The organism is bacterium (genome assembly GCA_019637795.1).
Lineage (GTDB): Bacteria > Desulfobacterota > Binatia > HRBIN30 > CADEER01 > JAHBUY01.
On record JAHBUY010000001.1, the window covers coordinates 1,186,888 to 1,203,658 of the forward strand.

Annotated in this window: 15 protein-coding genes; 4 read left to right on the plus strand and 11 right to left on the minus strand. The window is 70.9% G+C overall.

The window, feature by feature from the left end; translation table 11 throughout:
- The first annotated feature begins 55 nt into the window (after positions 1-55).
- A complete protein-coding gene (locus KF840_05050; protein MBX3024262.1) occupies positions 56-1,057 on the plus strand; it encodes a fatty acid desaturase family protein in 1,002 nt (333 codons plus the stop codon).
- Here the strand turns inward: KF840_05050 and malQ are convergent.
- The 5 genes from malQ to KF840_05075 all read right to left on the minus strand — a co-directional run bounded on the left by malQ (position 1,027) and on the right by KF840_05075 (position 6,720).
- The gene (gene malQ, locus KF840_05055) at positions 1,027-2,532 is read right to left on the minus strand and encodes a 4-alpha-glucanotransferase (protein MBX3024263.1); all 1,506 of its coding nucleotides are present in this window, start codon (positions 2,530-2,532) and stop codon (positions 1,027-1,029) included. The genes KF840_05050 and malQ overlap by 31 nt on opposite strands.
- A gap of 4 nt (positions 2,533-2,536) precedes the next feature.
- Positions 2,537-3,802 (minus strand): cytochrome P450, encoded by a 1,266-nt coding sequence (locus KF840_05060; GenBank protein MBX3024264.1) that lies wholly within the window; start codon positions 3,800-3,802, stop codon positions 2,537-2,539.
- Positions 3,803-3,885: 83 nt separating this feature from the next.
- Complete coding sequence (locus tag KF840_05065) at positions 3,886-4,854, minus strand: COX15/CtaA family protein (protein MBX3024265.1); 969 nt, start codon at positions 4,852-4,854, stop codon at positions 3,886-3,888.
- A 7-nt stretch (positions 4,855-4,861) separates the two neighbouring features.
- The gene (locus KF840_05070) at positions 4,862-5,050 is read right to left on the minus strand and encodes a hypothetical protein (protein ID MBX3024266.1); all 189 of its coding nucleotides are present in this window, start codon (positions 5,048-5,050) and stop codon (positions 4,862-4,864) included.
- An 83-nt stretch (positions 5,051-5,133) separates the two neighbouring features.
- Entirely contained in the window at positions 5,134-6,720 is a 1,587-nt protein-coding gene (locus KF840_05075; protein MBX3024267.1) for a glucan biosynthesis protein, read from the minus strand.
- Between the two features lie 188 nt (positions 6,721-6,908).
- On the opposite strand from KF840_05075, the gene KF840_05080 reads away from it, so the two are divergent.
- A complete protein-coding gene (locus tag KF840_05080; protein ID MBX3024268.1) occupies positions 6,909-7,082 on the plus strand; it encodes a hypothetical protein in 174 nt (57 codons plus the stop codon).
- Positions 7,083-7,256: 174 nt separating this feature from the next.
- On the opposite strand, the gene KF840_05085 is transcribed toward KF840_05080, so the two are convergent.
- The 3 genes from KF840_05085 to lexA all read right to left on the minus strand — a co-directional run bounded on the left by KF840_05085 (position 7,257) and on the right by lexA (position 10,720).
- Positions 7,257-8,417, minus strand: a complete 1,161-nt coding sequence (locus KF840_05085; GenBank protein MBX3024269.1) for an acetyl-CoA acetyltransferase — start codon at positions 8,415-8,417, stop codon at positions 7,257-7,259.
- Between the two features lie 105 nt (positions 8,418-8,522).
- Positions 8,523-9,941, minus strand: a complete 1,419-nt coding sequence (locus KF840_05090; protein MBX3024270.1) for a 3-hydroxy-3-methylglutaryl CoA synthase — start codon at positions 9,939-9,941, stop codon at positions 8,523-8,525.
- Between the two features lie 176 nt (positions 9,942-10,117).
- Positions 10,118-10,720 carry a transcriptional repressor LexA gene (lexA, locus tag KF840_05095; protein ID MBX3024271.1) on the minus strand — a complete coding sequence of 201 codons (603 nt, stop codon included), beginning with the start codon at positions 10,718-10,720 and terminating at the stop codon, positions 10,118-10,120.
- Positions 10,721-10,911: 191 nt separating this feature from the next.
- Here lexA and KF840_05100 point away from each other — a divergent pair, with 191 nt between their 5' ends.
- Both KF840_05100 and KF840_05105 read left to right on the plus strand, forming a co-directional pair.
- Positions 10,912-11,532 (plus strand): TetR/AcrR family transcriptional regulator, encoded by a 621-nt coding sequence (locus tag KF840_05100; GenBank protein MBX3024272.1) that lies wholly within the window; start codon positions 10,912-10,914, stop codon positions 11,530-11,532.
- Between the two features lie 5 nt (positions 11,533-11,537).
- Entirely contained in the window at positions 11,538-12,944 is a 1,407-nt protein-coding gene (locus KF840_05105) for an aldehyde dehydrogenase family protein (GenBank protein MBX3024273.1), read from the plus strand.
- 67 nt (positions 12,945-13,011) lie between these two features.
- On the opposite strand, the gene KF840_05110 is transcribed toward KF840_05105, so the two are convergent.
- The 3 genes from KF840_05110 to KF840_05120 form a co-directional block, all read right to left on the minus strand.
- The gene (locus KF840_05110) at positions 13,012-13,902 is read right to left on the minus strand and encodes a TerC family protein (GenBank protein ID MBX3024274.1); all 891 of its coding nucleotides are present in this window, start codon (positions 13,900-13,902) and stop codon (positions 13,012-13,014) included.
- 181 nt (positions 13,903-14,083) lie between these two features.
- Entirely contained in the window at positions 14,084-15,613 is a 1,530-nt protein-coding gene (locus KF840_05115; GenBank protein MBX3024275.1) for a VWA domain-containing protein, read from the minus strand.
- The gene (locus tag KF840_05120) at positions 15,610-16,728 is read right to left on the minus strand and encodes an AAA family ATPase (protein MBX3024276.1); all 1,119 of its coding nucleotides are present in this window, start codon (positions 16,726-16,728) and stop codon (positions 15,610-15,612) included. Before KF840_05120 ends, KF840_05115 begins: the two co-directional genes overlap by 4 nt.
- Between the last annotated feature and the right edge of the window lie 43 nt (positions 16,729-16,771).

Here is a 16,771-nt window from a genome sequence, read left to right on the forward strand (position 1 = left end):
CGCGACAGGCCGGCGGGGTGGAACCGCGGCACGGTCTGTGTTCAATGGTCGGTCGATGAACGCTCCCCTCGACACCAGCAAAGCCGCGGCGGCGATGCTGCGCGAGGTCCTCACCGCCGACGAGCGCCGGGCGCTGCGGCGCATCGACCCGCTGGCGTCGGCGTGGATGGTCGCCTCGAACTGGCTGCTGGTGTTCGCGGCGATGGCGCTGGTGGCGTGGGCGCCGAATCCGCTCACCATCGTCGTCGCCCTGTTCGTGATCGGGGCCCGTCAGCTCGGGATGGCGATCGTGATGCACGAAGCGGCGCACCGGACGCTGTTCCGCGACCGGCGCCTGAACGACTGGGTCGGCAACTGGCTCGCCGCCTATCCGGTGTGGGCCGAGGTGGCGCCGTACCGCGCCTACCACCTGCAGCACCACAGCCGCACCGGCACCGACCAGGACCCCGACCTCGGCCTGGCGGCGCCGTTCCCGATCACCCGCGCCAGCTTCCGCCGCAAGCTGTGGCGCGACCTCAGCGGCCGGACCGGCTGGAAGCAGGCGCGCGCCGTGTTCCGGCGCGACGTCGGCTGGTCGGGAGGGCGCAACCAGCGCTCGCTCGGAATGAACGCGGGGGAGCAGCCCGACGTCGGCTGGCACAAGCTGGTGCCGGTGGCGAGCACCAACGCGGCGCTGTTCGCGCTGCTCGCGATCGCCGGTCATCCGGCGCTGTACCTCTTGTGGGTGGGCGCCTGGCTGACCACCTACCGCCTCGTCACCCGCATTCGCTCGATCGCCGAGCACGGCATGGTACCCGATCGCCACGACCCGCTGCGCAACACCCGCACCACCCTGGCGCGCTGGTGGGAGCGGCTGCTGGTCGCCCCCAACCGGGTGAACTTCCACCTCGAGCACCACCTGCTGATGACCGTGCCGCACCACAACCTGCCGCGCCTGCACCGGCTGTTGCGCCAGCGGCAGGCCATCGACGAGCGCTGTCTGACGCGCGGCTACCTCGAGGTGCTGCGACTGGCGACGGCGCGCGGTCAGGCTTCCGCCGGCTCGTCGCGGCCGTAGGTCGCCGCCAGCTCGGCGAGCGCCTCGGCGTGCGCGGCGCCGAGCTCGCCGTCGCGCAGGCGCCAGCGCCAGTTGCCCTCCGCTCGTCCCGGGGTGTTCATCCGCGCCTCGCTGCCGAGGCCGAGCACGTCCTGCGCCGGAACGATGGCGGTGTCGGCGACCGACGCCATCGCCAGCCGGATGAGGTGGCCGACGATCGCGTCGGCCGAGCGGCGCCCGAGGTAGCGCAGCGTCGCCTGGCGCAGCTCCGGCGGCGCGGCCGCGAACCAGCCGGCGGCGGTGTCGTTGTCGTGGGTGCCGGTGTAGACGACGCTGTTGGCGTCGTAGTTGTGCGGCAGGTCGCGATTGCGGGCGTCGCCGCCGAAGGCGAACTGCAGCACGCGCATGCCGGGGAGGGTGAATTGCTGGCGCAGCGCGTCGACCGCCGCGGTGACGACGCCGAGATCCTCGGCGACGATCGCCAGCTCGCCGAGCGCGGCGCGCGCCGCCTCGAGAACGGCCGCGCCGGGCGCCGGGTGGTAGGCGCCGTTCACCGCGGTGGTCTCGCCGGCCGGCACCACCCAGTAACGGGTGAAGCCGATGAAATGGTCGACGCGCACCGCGTCGCAGGCGCGCAGCGCGGCGCGCAATCGGGCGATCCACCACGCGAAGCCGTCCGCCACATGGGCGTCCCAGTCGTACAGCGGATTGCCCCAGAGCTGGCCGGTGGCGCTGAAGTAGTCGGGCGGCACGCCGGCCACCGCGATCGGCGCACCGGCGGCGTCGAGCTGGAACAGGTCGCGGTGCCCCCAGACGTCGGCGCTGTCGCCGGCGACGAAGATCGGCAGGTCGCCGAGGATGCGGATGCCCCGCGCCGCCGCCGCGGCGCGCACGCCATCCCACTGGCGGAAGAAGAGGTACTGCAGCGCCGCGTGCTCGGCGATCGCGCCCTCCAGGCGCGCCTGCCAGCGGCGCAGCGCCCCGGCATCGCGTCGCGCGAGCTCCGGCTCCCACTGCTGCCACGGGGCGCCGCCGTGCGCGTCCTTGGCGGCCATGAACAGCGCGAAGTCGTCGAGCCAGGCGGCCTCGGCGGCGCGAAAGCGGGCGCACGCGCTGGCGAGATCGGCGACCGCGCCGGCGGCGAGCCGGCGGGCGGCGCGGCGCAGCAGCGGCTGCTTGCGAGCGATGACCGCGCCGTAGTCGACGCGCTCGCCGCGGCTCGCCGCCGACGCCGCTTCGTCCGCGGTCAGCAGGCCGTCGGCCACCAGGCCGTCGAGGCTGATGAGCAGCGGGTTGCCGGCGAAGGTCGAGGGGCTCTGGTAGGGCGAGTCGCCGACGCTGGTCGGTCCGAGCGGCAGCACCTGCCACCAGCGCTGGCCGGCGGCGGCGAGGAAGTCGAGGAAGCGCAGCGCGCCGGCGCCGAGGTCGCCGACGCCGTGCGGCGCCGGCAGCGACGTCGGATGCAGGAGCACCCCGCTGGCGCGCGGGAGGCGCACGCGGTCAGCCTCGCGGCGGCTGCGGCGTGAAGCGGCACGGCATGCGCTTGATGCCGTGGATGAAGGCGGAGAGGAGCATCGCCGGCTCGCCGCTGATCTCGATGTCGGGCAGGCGGCGGAACAGCTCCTCGAACATCACCGCGATCTCGCGCCGTGCCAGGTTGGCGCCGAGGCAGAAGTGCGGCCCGCCGGCGCCGAAGCCGACGTGCTCGTTCGGCTCGCGGGCGATGTCGAAGCGGTAGGGATCGGGAAACTTCGCCGCATCGCGGTTCGCCGAGTTGTACCACATCACCACCTTCTGCCCGGCGGCGATCGGCTGCCCGCCGAGCTCGGTGTCGCGCGCAGCGGTGCGGCGGAAGTGGATCACCGGCGTCGCCCAGCGCACGATCTCCTCGACCGCCGTGGCCTTGTGGCGCTCGAAGTCGTTCTGCCACCTGCGCCGCTCGTCCGGCCAGTCGGTGAGCGCCTTCATGCCGTGGCTGATGGCGTTGCGCGTCGTCTCGTTGCCGGCGGCGACGAGGAGGATGAAGAAGGAGCCGAACTCCTGCTCGCTCAGGCGCTGGCCGTCGACCTCGGCGTGCATCAGCGCCGAGGTGATGTCGTCGCGCGGGCTCGCCAGACGCTCGCCGCCGAGCGCCTGCGCGTACTGGAACAGCTCCATGCCAGCCGACATCAGCTCCGGGATGGTGGTCGCGAACTCGGGATCGCCGACGCCGAGGATGGTGTTGGTGAGCTCGTAGATGCGCCGATAGTCGGCGGGCGGGATGCCCATCATCTCGCAGATGATCTCGAGCGGCAGCGCGGCGGCGACGTCGTTGACGAAGTCGCACTCGCCGCGCGGCGCGACGCGGTCGACGATCGCCGCCGCGCGCTGGCGCACCATCTCCTCGACCCGGCCGACCATGCGCGGGGTGAAGCCCTTGTTCACCAGCAGGCGCAGCTTGGTGTGGCGCGGCGCGTCCATGTTGATCATCGAGCCGAAGAATTCGAGCAGCTCGACCGGCAGATCGCCGATGTTCGATCCCTGGCCGGACACGAACACCTCGGGCGTCCGGCTCACCGTCCACAGCTCCTCCCAGCGGGTGACCGCCCAGAAGCCCGGACCCTTGGGAATGCCGGGGTACTCGAACTCCTCGTGCCAGGACACCGGCCGCTCGGCGCGCAACGTCGCGAAGGCGCCGTCGCGTTCCGGCTCCGGCAGCATCCAGAACGTCTGGTCGGCGAGGCGGATGTCGTCGAGAGCGAGGGAGGTCGTGGGCGTGCGCTGCATGGCCGGTTCTATAGCCGGACGCCGGCGCGAGTGCATTCCCCAACGCGGGTGGTCAGGGGGGACGGCCACGTCGGCGTCCCGACTCAGCCTGGGGTGTCGTCTGATGCCAGCGTCGCGGCGATGAGCAGGACCAGGGCGATCCAGATGAGGTCGGAGAGCAGGAGGTGGACGATCTGGATGGGGATCGGCGCCAGCAAGTAGACGTTGAGCGCGCCGAGCAGGAGCTGGGCGACCCAGAGCAGCGCCACCGCACCCCCCAGGCGGCGGACGCTGTCTGCCGGCGTCGCCCGCGCGGCGGCGAGCGCGGCCGCGAGCACGCCGGTGCCGACGGCGAGGGCGAGCAGCGGGTGGTAGATGCGCAGGCGGACGAACAGATGGGCGCTCTCGGAGAAGGTCATCGCCTCGCCCTCGGCCAGCGAGCCGACCGGGAAGAGCGTGTCGCCGAGCGCGGTGACGGCGCCGCTGACGCCGAGCACCAGCACGCCGGCGGCGGCGGCGACGAGTCCGGCGGCGAGACCGCGCCGGCCGCGGATCCGCGGCGGCGCGCCGCCCGACGACCACCAGGCGGTGAGCGCCAGGGCGGCGACGAGCAGGAAGGTGTTGACGAGGTGGCCGGCCACCCACCAGCCGCGGGCGACGCGGGTGTCGTCGGCGACATAGCGCAGCAGCACCAACCCGGCGCCGATCGCCGCCTCGCTGACCATGAACGCCGCGGCGTATGCGGCGCCGCGGCGGACGACGTGGCGCGGTGGGTAGCGGCGCCAGGCGCCGATCAGCAGTCCGCCGACCAGCAGCAGGGCGATGCCGCTGCTCAGCCGGTGGCTGAGCTCGATCAGCGTCTGGAGCGCTGGGTCGCGCGGCAGGACCTCGCCGTTGCACAGCGGCCAGTGGGCGCCGCAGCCGGCGCCGGAACCGCTGGCGCGCACGTAGGCACCGAGCAGGATGACGGCGAGATTGACGGCGAGAACCGCCCAGGCGTAGCGGGCGAAGCGCGCCGCGGGCGCGGCGACCGCGCCCGGCGACGCCAGCGCCACATCGGCGGTTCGCGACATCACGCGCTCACGGGCGCGGCGTCGACTCCGCCATGGCAGCCGGCGGCGTGCGGGTGATGCTGCCGTTCATCTGCCCGTCGTACTGCAGCAACAAGGGGACGAAGAAGGCGACGACCAGGCCGATCACCATGAAGCCGACGTAGACCGCCATGATCCACACCGCCTGGCGAATCTTCTCCTGTTCCTTGTCGGGCATGGGGACGGCGGCAGTATCGCGCAGTGGCGGGGGCAGGGAAACCCACCGGCCGATCTTCTCGGCCCCCGTACCGCGCCCGCGCCTCATTGCAACAACACGTTCGACCAGGTCTCCGTCAGCACGTCGTTGTTCTCGGTGAGGAACGCGCGCAGCTCGATGGGAGCGGCGCTCTTGGGCGTGAGCTGGAACGACAGGCGCCAGCCGCCGGTAGCGGGATTCTTCACCACGTGCTGGTCGACCAGCTCGGCGACGTCCGGCCCGGGCCCGAATGTCACGACCGCGTTGGGCGGCCGGTCGGCGGGGATGGCGCGCAGGCGCTCGCCGTCGAAGTCGATGACGTAGCGGAATCCACCGGGGACCGTGCCGTGGTCGCGGCGGGTCGCCACCGTGCGCGCGCCGGGCGGCCGGCCGGGGTCGTTCATGTACCACGACAGCGTGTAGCCGAGCGCCAGCGACTTCCCGGGTTTGAGCGGCGTGTCGGGCACCCAGAAGGCGACGATGTTGTCGACCAGCTCGGACGTGGTGGGAATCTCCACCAGCTCGATGTGTCCATCGCCCCAGTCGCCGCGCGGCTGCACCCAGACGCTGGGGCGCAGCTCGGCGCGGGTCTCGATGTCCTGGTGGCTGGCGAAGTCGCGGTCGCGCTGGATCAGCCCGAAGCCGCGCGGGTTCCTGGTCGCGTAGCTGCTGACGTTGATGCGGGTCGGGTTGTCCAGCGGCCGCCACAGCCACTCGCCGCTGTCGAAATGCACCAACAGGCCGTCCGAGTCGTGCACCTCGGGCCGGAAGTCGTCGAAATGCCGGGTCGTGTTCTCGCCGAAGTAGAACATGCTGGTGAGCGGCGCGAGGCCGAGCTTGGCGACCTGCCGGCGCGGGAACAGCCGCGCCTGCACGTCGACGGTGGTGGTGACGCCGGGGGTGATGTCGAAACGGTACGCGCCCGTGATGCTCTTGCTGTCCATGAGCGCGTAGACGACGACGTGGTTGGCGTCCGGGGTCGGCGTCTGCAGCCAGTACTCGATGAACGCGGGGAACTCCTCGCCCGACGGCTCGACGGTGTCGATCGCCAGGCCGCGCGCCGAGAGACCGTAGACGTTGTCGCGGCCGACGGCGCGGAAGTAGCTGGCGCCGAGGAAGACGATGACCTCGTCCAGGTAGTTGGGATTCTTGATCGGATAGTGGATGCGGAAGCCGGCGTAGCCGATGTCGGTGGGAATGCGGTCGGCGAACGTGTTCTTGCCGTAGTCGAAACGCTCGGGCGAGAACGGCACCGCGTGCACGCCGTCGGGATCGATGACGTTCATCTGCACGGTGCGGTCGTAATAGAGGCCGGGATGGAAGAACTGCACCTGGAAGGGCAGGTTCCGGTCGCGCCACAGGCTGTGGTCGGGGCGAAAGCGGATGTCGCGCCACTGGTCGTAGGTCATCGACCCGACGAGCATCCAGTCGGGCACCTTCTTCTGCTGGTTGGTGTAGGGCTCCGAGGCCAGCGACTCGGCGCGCGCGGCGACGTCGTTGAGGTCGAACGCATGGGCCGTGATCGGGACGAGGAGGAGGAACGTCGGCAGGCACAGGCAGCGAGCGATTCGGCGCATGCGGGTAAAGGAGCGAACGGCCGCGAGCGCGTCAAGTTGCGGAGCCAGGCGACGCGGCGTGCCCGCCGCGCCCATCCATGGAGCGCGCGGCGGCGCGCGGTGCGGGCGGCCGCGGCGAACGGCCGGCAGGATCAGGCTCGGAGATGACGACCGACAGGCGACAGCCTGATATTTCTCTCACCACCCACTTGCCAACTGCGCGCGCCGGCGTAGTTTAGCGTCACCGTGAGTGAATCACGATTCATTGGAGTGTTGCTTATCTCATGACTCTGCTGATTGGATGGCTCCTCGGCTCGAGCGCGCTGCCGGCCGGTCCGCTGGTGTGGATCCATGGCGGACTGGTCACGGCGGTGATTCTGACCGTACTCTTGCTGGCCACGATCGCCGTATTGGCCTCGCAGCACGACGCCCGCAAGCCGGCGGCGCGTGCGGCGTGAATCTCGCGGGTCGGTTTCGACTGACCTGCGCAGCGGGGTGATGGTCCCCCCCTCACCCCGAGACAAGGGGCCGACCGGCGCCCACACCGGTCGGCCCACCCTTTCCCGTTGGGGGAGGCGTTTCAGCCGTCCGCCCCGGGCCGGGATCCACCGCCGGCCGAGGGCTGACCGAGGCTAGTCGCGGCCGACGATGGCGATGCCGCAGGCCTGCGGCGCGCCGCCGATGTTGTGGCTGAGGGCGAGGCCGCTCTTGGTCTTGATCTGGCGGTCGCCGGCCTTGCCCTGCAACTGCTTGTAGTTCTCGTAGATCATGCGCACGCCGGTGGCGCCGGTGGGGTGGCCGAAGGTCTTGAGGCCGCCGTCGGTGTTGACCGGCAGCTCGCCGTCGAGCGCGAAGGTGCCGCTGGCGATGTGGTCCCGGGCCGCGCCCTTCTCGCACAGGCCGAGGTCCTCGTAGGTGAGCAGCTCGGTGAGGGTGAAGCAGTCGTGCACCTGGGCGACATCGAGCTGTTCGAAGGGATTGCTGATGCCGGCCTGGGCGTACGCCTGCTGCGCGGCGGAGACGGTCGGCTTCCAGCGCAGGAAGTCGAAGGCCGGATCGGTCTGCGGATTGGCCTCGAGCGAGATCGCCACCGCCTTCACCAGCACGTAGTCGTCGCGAAAGCGCTTGGCGAGCTCGCGCTTGGTGAGCACGGCGACGGCCGCGCCGTCGGATTGGGCGCAGCAGTCGTAGAGCCCGAAGGGCCAGGAGATGATGGGCGCGTTCAGCGCCTCCTCGACCGAGATTTCCTTCTTCAGCATCGACTTCGGCGCCAGGGTGCCGTTGTGGTGGTTCTTCACCGCGATCTTCGCGAGGTCCTCGCGCGTCGCGCCGTAGGTCTCGAAGTAGCGGGCGGCGCAGAGCGAGAACCAGCCGGCGGGCGTCATCGGCAGGCCGCGCACGCCGGCGGTCTGGACGTTCGGACCCGACACGCCGCGGTCCTTCGGCTTGTCGAAGCCGACCACCAGCACGGTGTCGTAGAGGCCGCAGGCGATGGCGAAGACGCCGAAGCGGAAGGCGTCGGTGCCGGTGGCGCAGTAGTTCTGCGTCATGCTGACCGGCCGGCCGTACAGCTTGAGCGAATCCGCGACCTCCGCCGTACCGCGCGACGGGTACACGGCGCCGCAGAACACCGCCTCGATCTGCTCCTGCGGGTTCTCGATGCCGGCGTCCTGATAGGCCTCGAACGCCGCCTCGACGATCATGTCCTCGGGGGCCTTGTCCCAGTTCTCGCCGAACTTGCAGCACCCCATGCCGACGATGGCGACCTTGTCGCGAATGGCGTCTGGATTCATCGCTCGCTCCTGAAGGCTGTTCGCCAGGCCAAGCTGTTAGGCTGTTGGGGCCAGAGCTCTGAAACCCCAACAGCCTAACAGCCTCGCCTGCCTAACAGCCTCTGCTCATCTCACCGGCGTGCACTTCCAGAAGTAGTTCGGGGTGCCGCCGTACTCGTGGATCTTGCGGAAGGCGAACTCGACCGGCAGGTCGAGCTTCACTTCCTTGGCGTTGGCGTCGGTCATCTGCAGATAGAGCCGCGCCCCACCCTCGGCCTCGATCGTGGTCACGATCAGCGGCGGATCGGGACTGCCGGCGAAGAAGTCGAAGGTGTGCGACAGCACCCGGCCGGTCCGTTCGGCGAGCCGGATCTCGTCGAACTGGTCGCGCGCGTAGCAGGTGAAGCAGACGCGCTGAAATGGGAACTGCTCCTGGCCGCAGGTGCGACAGCGCTGCCCGTGCAGGCTGATGTCCTCCTGGCGGTCGCGGAAGTGCACCGTCGCCGAGACCCCCGCCCCGCCGCGACGGTCGAGCTCGCTCGGCTCGAGGTTCCGGTAGCGCAGGTACTTGTTGTAGTCGGTGAGCTCGCTGCGGCGCTCGAGATGCCAGCGCATGCCGCGCCGGTCGCTGAGGCCCTTCACCGCGTCGGTGACGCGCAGCGCCAGCGCGTCGGCGCCATCGCCGTAGCTCGCCACCAGCAGCGCGTCGCCGGGCTTCGCGTTCTCCAGCGCCGCCACCAGCAGCATCGGCGCGAAGGCGGCGCCGGCATTGCCGAGACGGCCGAACAGCGGATCCTGCACCTGCGTCTTGGCATCGAAGCCGAGGGCACGCGCCGCGCCGGCGTGGCTGCGCGCATCCGGCCCGTACAACGCCGCCTTGGTGAAATCCTTCGCCGTCTTGCCGGTCTTGGCGTAGAGCCCCTTCACCGCTTCGACCAGGTTGTCGCGGTAGCCGTGCTCGACGACGAAGCGGTCCTCCCAGGAGCGGACGTACTTGTCGGAGTCGAGCCGCCAGATGTCGATGATCTCGTCGGCGATGGTGTGCTGCGCCTCGATCTCGGCCGCGACCGCCTGGCCGCTCACCAACAGCGCCGCGGCGCCGTCGCCGGTGCTGCGCTCGAGCCCCGAACGCGGCGGCGCCGGCCGGCAGTCGGCGGCGAGCACCAGCACGTTGTCGGCGCTGCCCGCCTTCACCGCGTCGAGCGCCGCGCGCAGCGCCGTGGTGCCGGCGCGCAGCGAGCCGCCGAAGTCGGCGGTCGCCACCTCGCGCGGCAGGTCGAGCGCCTTGGTGATCAGGCTGGCGCCCTGCTTCTCCTTGTACGGGTGCGAGGTGGAGGCGAAGAGCACGCCGCCGACCGTGGCGCGATCGACGCCGCGCAGACAGTCGGTCGCCGCGGCGACCGCCATGGTCACCGCATCCTCGTCGAAGTTGGCCACCGCCCGCTCCCCACTCCCCGCCCCCGCCTTGCGGCCGCCGCCGGAAATGGCCGCGAACTGCAGCCGCTGCATGGGGACGTAGGCCCCGAACGATCTGATCCCTGCCATGTGCCCGCTATCCTTCGGACGGAGTGTGGGAGAACCGCTACTGCGCGGAACCTACCCGCGCCCCGCTCACGCGGTCAAGGGAGCCCAAACAACCGTTTCAGGACTGACGGCCCGTCACACCGCGGATGGAGCCACGGGCGCTCTTCGCTGCCCGTGCCGCCGCGCGGGGATCCGCCTCAGTACTTTCTGAGCACGGCCACGACGACGCCGCGCAGCTCGCAGTCCTTCTCCTTGAGGACGATCGGCTGCATGGCGTCGTTCGCCGGCTGGAGGCGGACGCGGCCCGGCCGGTCGCGGTAGAAGCGCTTGACCGTCGCCTCGCCGTCGACGACGGCGACCACGGTCTCGCCGTTGTCGGCGCTCGCCCGCTGCTCGACGACGATGTAGTCGCCGTCGAGGATGCCATCCTGGACCATCGAGCTGCCGACCACCTTGAGCACGAAGGTGTTCTGGCGCCGGATGAACTGCTCGGGGACGGCGATGTGGTCCGCGTCCTCGAGCGCCTCGATCGGTTGGCCGGCGGCGACGCGGCCGAGCAGCGGCAGGTCCACCGCGCCGCTGCCCCTGTTCCGCGGCACCAGCTCGATGGCGCGGCTGTGGTTCCAGGTGCGGCGGATCAGCCCCTTCGCTTCCAGGTTGGTGAGGTGCTTGTGGACCGTGGCGAGCGAGCTCAGCGTGAAGCGGGCGCCGATCTCTTCCAGCGTCGGCGCGTAGCCGTGCTCGGCGATGTAGCCTTCGAGGTAGTCGAGCAACTCCTTCTGCCGCTTGGTGAGATACACGCTGGTCCGCCTTCCTGCCGATGGATAGCGAAAATATGGCGAATCCGCAATTCGCGGCGGTCGCCCGGCTCCGCCAGTGACGCATCCAGCACCACGGCGAGGGTATTGGGGCGGGATCCAGGTCACGAACCCCGATCGGGGGTTGGTCCGGGAGCAACAATGCGGTAGCTATAATTTTGGAGTCACTCTAATTGACCGTCGCAACAGTCGATGAATCGCGCCGCTCCCGGAAGCGGCATGCGACGCGGCGCCGCATCCTCGCGGCCGCGCGTGACCGCTTCGAGGCCCGCGGCCTGGAAGCGACCATGGGCGAGATCGCGGCGGCGGCCGACGTCGCCCCGGCGACGGTGTTCAATCACTTCCCGACCAAGTCGGCGGTACTCGAAGGCCTCGCCGCCGATCTGTTCGAGGCCATTGCCGACGGCATCGCGGTCCAGCGCGCCGCCGGCGACTCGCTGCCGCAGCGCCTGGAGGCGCTGGCCGATGCGCTGGCGGCGGTGTTGGGCGACGCCTACCGCCGGGTGCCGGACCTGCTGCGCCAGCTCGTGCAGGCGACCGCGCTCGACAACTATCGCGGCGCCGCGATGTCGCGCCTGCAGCGCGTGCTGTCGGCGTTCATCTACGACGGCCAGCAACGGGGCGAGATCCGCGCCGACGTCGACGCCGCGTACCTGGCGCTGACGGCGCGCGCCATGCTGCTCGCCGCCCTGCTCGCTTGGCTCGACGACCCTCGCTATCCGCTGGCGCCGCGCCTGCGGCAGACCACCACCCTCCTTCGCGACGCCCTGCGCCGCCCCAGCCCACAGGAGTAATCGAGATGTCCGACTTCACCATGACCATTGGCGGCCGGGCCGTGCCGGCCGTCGACACCTTCGAGGTCATCAACCCCGCCACCGGGGCCCCCTTCACGACCGCGCCCGAGTGCACCAAGGGCCAGCTCGACGCGGCGATGCAGGCGGCGGCCGAGGCTTATCGCGCCTGGCGGCGAGACGAGGACGCCCGCCGCGCGGCGCTGCAGCGCTGCGCCGCCGTCATCACCGAGCGCGCCGGCGAGCTGGCGCCGATCCTCACCCGGGAGCAGGGCAAGCCGCTGCCGCAGGCCTTCGCGGAGATCATGGGCGCGGCGATGTGGTTCACCTACACGGCGACCCTGCAGTTGCCGGTCGAGGTGCTGCAGGACGACGCCGCGGCGCGCGTCGAGGTGCGCCGCCGGCCGCTCGGGGTCGTGGCGGCGATCACGCCGTGGAACTTCCCGCTCATCCTCGCCACCTGGAAGCTGGCCCCGGCGCTGCTGGCCGGCAACACGGTCGTCCTCAAGCCGTCGCCGTTCACGCCGCTGACGACGCTGAAGCTGGGCGAGCTGCTGCGCGACGTCGTCCCGGCCGGGGTCGTCAACGTCGTCTCCGGCGGCAACGACCTCGGCGGCTGGATGACCACCCATCCGGTGCCGCGCAAGATCTCGTTCACTGGCTCGGTCGCCACCGGCAAGAAGGTCGCCGCGGCGGCGGCGCCGGACCTCAAGCGCGTCACCCTGGAGCTCGGCGGCAACGATCCAGCCATCGTGCTGCCGGACGCGAACCCGAAGGAGATCGCCAGCAAGCTGTTCTGGGGCGCCTTCCAGAACTGCGGCCAGGTGTGCAGCGCCATCAAGCGCGTCTACGCGCCGGCGGCGATGTACGACGCCCTGGTGGGCGAGCTGGCGGCCATCGCGCGCGGCGTCATCGTCGGCGACGGGCTGGCCGACGACAGCCAGCTCGGCCCCCTGAACAATCGCCCGCAGTTCGAGCGCGTGCAGGAGCTGGTCGAGGACGCCCGGAAGCACGGCGCCCGCATCGCCGCCGGTGGGGAGCCCCTGGGCGGCAACGGCTACTTCTACCGCCCGACGGTGGTGGCCGAGGTGTCGGACGGCGTCCGCCTGGTGGACGAGGAGCAGTTCGGCCCGGCGCTGCCGGTGATCGCCTACCAGCGCGTCGAGGACGCGATCGAGCGCGCCAACGCCACCCACTTCGGCCTCGGTGGCTCGGTGTGGTCGCGCGACACCGAACGCGCGGTCGAGGTCGCCAAGGAGCTCGAGTGCGGCACCGCCTGGGTGAACCAGCACCTCGAGCTGTCGCCGGCGACGCCGTTCGGCGGCGCCAAGTGGTCCGGCATCGGCGTCGAGAACGGCCCCTGGGGCCTCTACGGCTTCACCGAGCTGCAGACGGTCAACGTCGCTCGCGGATGAGCCGCCCGCGCGCGGCCGTCAGCCGTCCGTCGCTCGCGCCTGGCTGACGGCTGGCCGCGGATCGCGTTCAGTCATCGGCGCTGTCCGCGATCTCCGGCAACAACAGCGACGCGATCACCGACAGCAGCAACACGCCCGCCACGACGGCCAGCGAGGAGCCGATCGGGATCTGGATCCATTTGGCGATCAGCATCTTGGTGCCGACGAACACCAGGACCACGGAGAGGCCGATCTGCAGGAAGCGGAACGTGCCGATGATCCCGGCGAGCAGGAAGTACAGCGAGCGCAGGCCGAGGATGGCGCAGATGTTGGAAGTGTAGATGAGAAACGGGTCGGTGGTGACGGCGAAGATCGCCGGAATCGAGTCGATCGCGAAGATGAGATCGGTCGTCTCCACCATCACCAGCACCACCAGCAGCGGCGTCGCGATGTAACGCCGCGTGCGGCCGGCCGGCGCCCTGACGATGAAGCGCTGGCCGTGGTAGCGCTTGGTCACCGGCACGAAGCGGCGAATGAGTCGCACCACCGGATTCGCCGAGACCTCGATGCCCTCCTCGCCGGCGAAGGCCATGCGGACGCCGGTGAACACGAGGAACGCCCCGAACAGATAGAGCACCCACTCGAAGCGATGGATCAGCCAGGTCCCGGCGCCGATCATGGTGCCGCGCAGGATCAGCGCCCCGAGCACGCCCCAGAAGAGGATCCGGTGCTGGTACCGCTTCGGCACCGAGAAGTAGGAGAAGATCAGGACGAAGACGAAGATGTTGTCGACCGACAGCGCCTGTTCGATCAGGTAGCCGGTGAGGAACTGCAGGGCCGGTTCGACGCCCATGAAGCGGGCGATGGCCAGGCAGAGCAGCAGCGACGCGCTCACCCAGGTGATCGTCCAGCCCGCCGCCTCGCGGACGCTGACCTCGTGGGCGTGGCGATGGAAGATGCCGAGGTCGATCGCCAGCATCGTGAACACGGCGGCGTGAAAGGCGACCCACACCCAGATCGGCACGCCCCGTGCGTAGCAGACCCCCGCGGGCCGGTGAACTGCGAGAAGAGAAAGGCCCCTTCACCGCAGAGGCGCAGCGGCCGCGTCGTCGATCGGCGGCGGCTCGGCGTCTCCGCGTCTCCGCGGTGAATTCCCGGTCTCAGACCTTGAGGAAGATGTCCCGGGTGGCCTCGTCGGTGAGCTGGCGCACCGAGGTGACGTGGTCGCTGAACGCGGTGACGGCGGCGAGCGAGCTCGGGCCGACGTCGATCAGCACCGAGAAGACGGTGAACCCGAGCCGCGTCTTCTCGCGCTGGAACGCCTGCAGCCACGCGCCGTCGACGCGGCACTCGCCGTCGGTGATGAAGACCACGTCGCCGCGCCGCCGGCGGTCGGCGCGCAGGCATTCCAGGGCCGCGTCGAGCGGCTTCTGGAAATCGGTGCCGCCGCCCGGAAAGTACTCGGCGAGCGCGAACACCTGCGACAGCTCCGGCGCCGAGCGCTGGCGGCCGTTGAGCTCGAGCACCTGCAGCGGGGTCTCCGTCGAGGCGAAGCAGATGGAGCGGAAGCGGCGGCGCTGGCGGGCGGCGATGTCGAGCAGCGTCAGCGTCACCGCCTTCGACCAGATCTCCTTGTCGCCGGCCATCGACGAGCTGCCGTCGAGGCAGACGATCATCGGCCCGCGGCCGCGCTGCTCGCGACCGCGCAGCGCGTAGACCTGCAGCTCGCCGTCGAGCAGGCGGCGGCGGAAATCGCGGCGCAGCAGCGGATGGCGCAGGCTCAGCAGCTCGGGCGGCAGCAGGCGGCTCAGGTCGGCGGCCTGGCCGACCGCGAACACCTCGTCGGTGGCGCGCTCGTACAGCGTACGCCGCAGGCGGCGGGCGCTCTCGCGCATCCGCCCCACCAGCCGCGCCATGCGCTTCAGCTTGGGATTGCGGGCCAGTTGGTGCCCGAGCTCGAGCTGCGCGGCCGGCGACGACGAGTGCCCGGCGCCGAACTGCGTGCTCCACTGCTCGGCATCGTCGCGCGCCGTCTCGAGATCGGCGAGCGTCCGGTCGAGCTGCGCCGCGACGCGCGGCTGGCGGCGCGTGGCGGAGTCGCCGAGCGACTGCGCCACCCGCCGCGCCTGCTGCGCGAGATGCCGCTGCGCCGCCGCGTTCTCGCGCTCGAGTCGCTGCCGCAGCTCCCGGAGCTGCTTCTCGCCGCTCTGCCCGGCGCGCTCGGCGGCCAGCTCGGCGGCGGTGTCGGCGTGCGCGCGGCGCTCGGCGATCTCCTCCGCCTGCTGCTCCAGGCTCCACAGGTCGAGCATCTCTCCCCGGGTGAGGACGCGCTCGGACTTGAGCAGCTCGAGCAGCGACTCGCCGAGGAGCAGCGCCGCCAGGCCGGCGACGCGCTCGTCGAGCATCGTCTGCTGGCGCAGCGCCTCCAGCGCCGCGGCGCCGCGCAGCTCGTCGATCAGGACGCGGAAGACGGTGGCGCCCGGGGTGACGCTCTCCGGCGGGTGCAGGACGATGTTGAGCTTGTAGAAGAGCGCGTACAGATCGAGGACGAAGCCGTCGAAGTGTGGCAGCAGCTTGCCGCCGCTGGCGAGCAACGTCAGGTAGGCGGGCGAATCGGCGGTGAGGCCGGCGAAGGCGGCGCGGTCGTAGGCGTCGACCTCGACCCAGTGGGTGTGCGCCGGCGCCGTCACAGCGCCTCGAGCATCTCGTGCTGGATGGATTCGATCTCGACCCGCACCGCCTCCACCGCGTCGAGCGGCCGTCCGGCGGCGCGCGCGTCGTCGAGGATCGACCCCACCTTGGCGAGGATGTGGCGGATCTTGGTGTGCGCCTCGACCACGGCGCGGCCGCGCAGCTCGTTGTTCTCCCACTGTCGGTGGGCGTAGTCGCGCAGCTCGCGGGTCTGGAACAACAACGCCCGCGCGTCGTCGACGTAGCCGCGCAGGTGCCGGTGCACGGCGGCGCGCACCTCGGCGCGCTCGCCGGGATCGCGCCAGAGCACGTGCTCGAGGAAGAAGACGTCGTCGTCGCCCACCACGTCGCGCCCGTCCAGGTAGGCGTGGGCGCGCAGGACGTCGAGCGCCTGCCGGTAGCGGCGGTCCGAGACGACGAGTTGCGCCTTCGCCAACTCGCGGCGCAGATCGACGAGGGCGCGGTAGACGCCGTCCGAGACGGCGACCGCCGCGACCTCGGCCTGCGCGGCCTCCAGCGCGGCGAGCGACAAGGTCGTGCGCGCCGCCGCCGGTCGCGCCTGCAGCATCTTGAGGAAGCGGAAGTCCTCGTCGATGTAGCCGACGACGAAACGCAACAGGAACCGGTCGTAGAGCGCCTGCAGCTCGTCGTCCTCCGGCAGCTCGTTGCTGGCGCCGAAGAGCGTGATCAGCGGCACCGACTCGACGGCGCGGCCGTTGTGGAAGCGGCGTTCGTTGAGCAGCGTGAGAATGGCGTTGAGGATCGACGAGCTCGCCTTGAACACCTCGTCGAGGAAGGCGATGTGCGCCTCCGGCAGCTTGCCGGTGGTGACGCGGCGGTACTCGTCGCGCTCCAACGCGCTCAGACTGACGGCGCCGAACAGCTCCTCGGGGGTGGTGAACTTGGTCAGCAGCCACTGGAAGTACGCCGCGCCCTCGAGGCGCCGGCAGAGCTCGTCGGCGAGCATCGACTTCGCCGATCCCGGCGGGCCGATGAGCAGGACGTGCTGGCGACTGAGCAGCGCCGTGAGCGCGCCGTCGATCACCTCGCTGCGCTCGAGGAACAGTTGCGACAGCTCGTCACGGATCGTGCGCAGCGTGTCGCGCGCGGACATGCGGCGATGCTAACGCGGATGCGCCCGCCTTTCCACGACATCC

What these genes read in the sequence shown, in the direction of transcription:
- KF840_05060 (MBX3024264.1), bottom strand. Translation starts at nt 3,802, where the DNA reads ATGCAGCGCACGCCCACGACCTCCCTCGCTCTCGACGACATCCGCCTC.
- KF840_05085 (MBX3024269.1), bottom strand. Translation starts at nt 8,417, where the DNA reads ATGAATCCAGACGCCATTCGCGACAAGGTCGCCATCGTCGGCATGGGG.
- KF840_05110 (MBX3024274.1), bottom strand. Translation starts at nt 13,902, where the DNA reads ATGCTGGCGATCGACCTCGGCATCTTCCATCGCCACGCCCACGAGGTC.
- KF840_05090 (MBX3024270.1), bottom strand. Translation starts at nt 9,941, where the DNA reads ATGGCAGGGATCAGATCGTTCGGGGCCTACGTCCCCATGCAGCGGCTG.
- KF840_05050 (MBX3024262.1), top strand. Translation starts at nt 56, where the DNA reads ATGAACGCTCCCCTCGACACCAGCAAAGCCGCGGCGGCGATGCTGCGC.
- KF840_05065 (MBX3024265.1), bottom strand. Translation starts at nt 4,854, where the DNA reads ATGTCGCGAACCGCCGATGTGGCGCTGGCGTCGCCGGGCGCGGTCGCC.
- KF840_05070 (MBX3024266.1), bottom strand. Translation starts at nt 5,050, where the DNA reads ATGCCCGACAAGGAACAGGAGAAGATTCGCCAGGCGGTGTGGATCATG.
- KF840_05120 (MBX3024276.1), bottom strand. Translation starts at nt 16,728, where the DNA reads ATGTCCGCGCGCGACACGCTGCGCACGATCCGTGACGAGCTGTCGCAA.
- KF840_05105 (MBX3024273.1), top strand. Translation starts at nt 11,538, where the DNA reads ATGTCCGACTTCACCATGACCATTGGCGGCCGGGCCGTGCCGGCCGTC.
- KF840_05080 (MBX3024268.1), top strand. Translation starts at nt 6,909, where the DNA reads ATGACTCTGCTGATTGGATGGCTCCTCGGCTCGAGCGCGCTGCCGGCC.
- KF840_05075 (MBX3024267.1), bottom strand. Translation starts at nt 6,720, where the DNA reads ATGGGCGCGGCGGGCACGCCGCGTCGCCTGGCTCCGCAACTTGACGCG.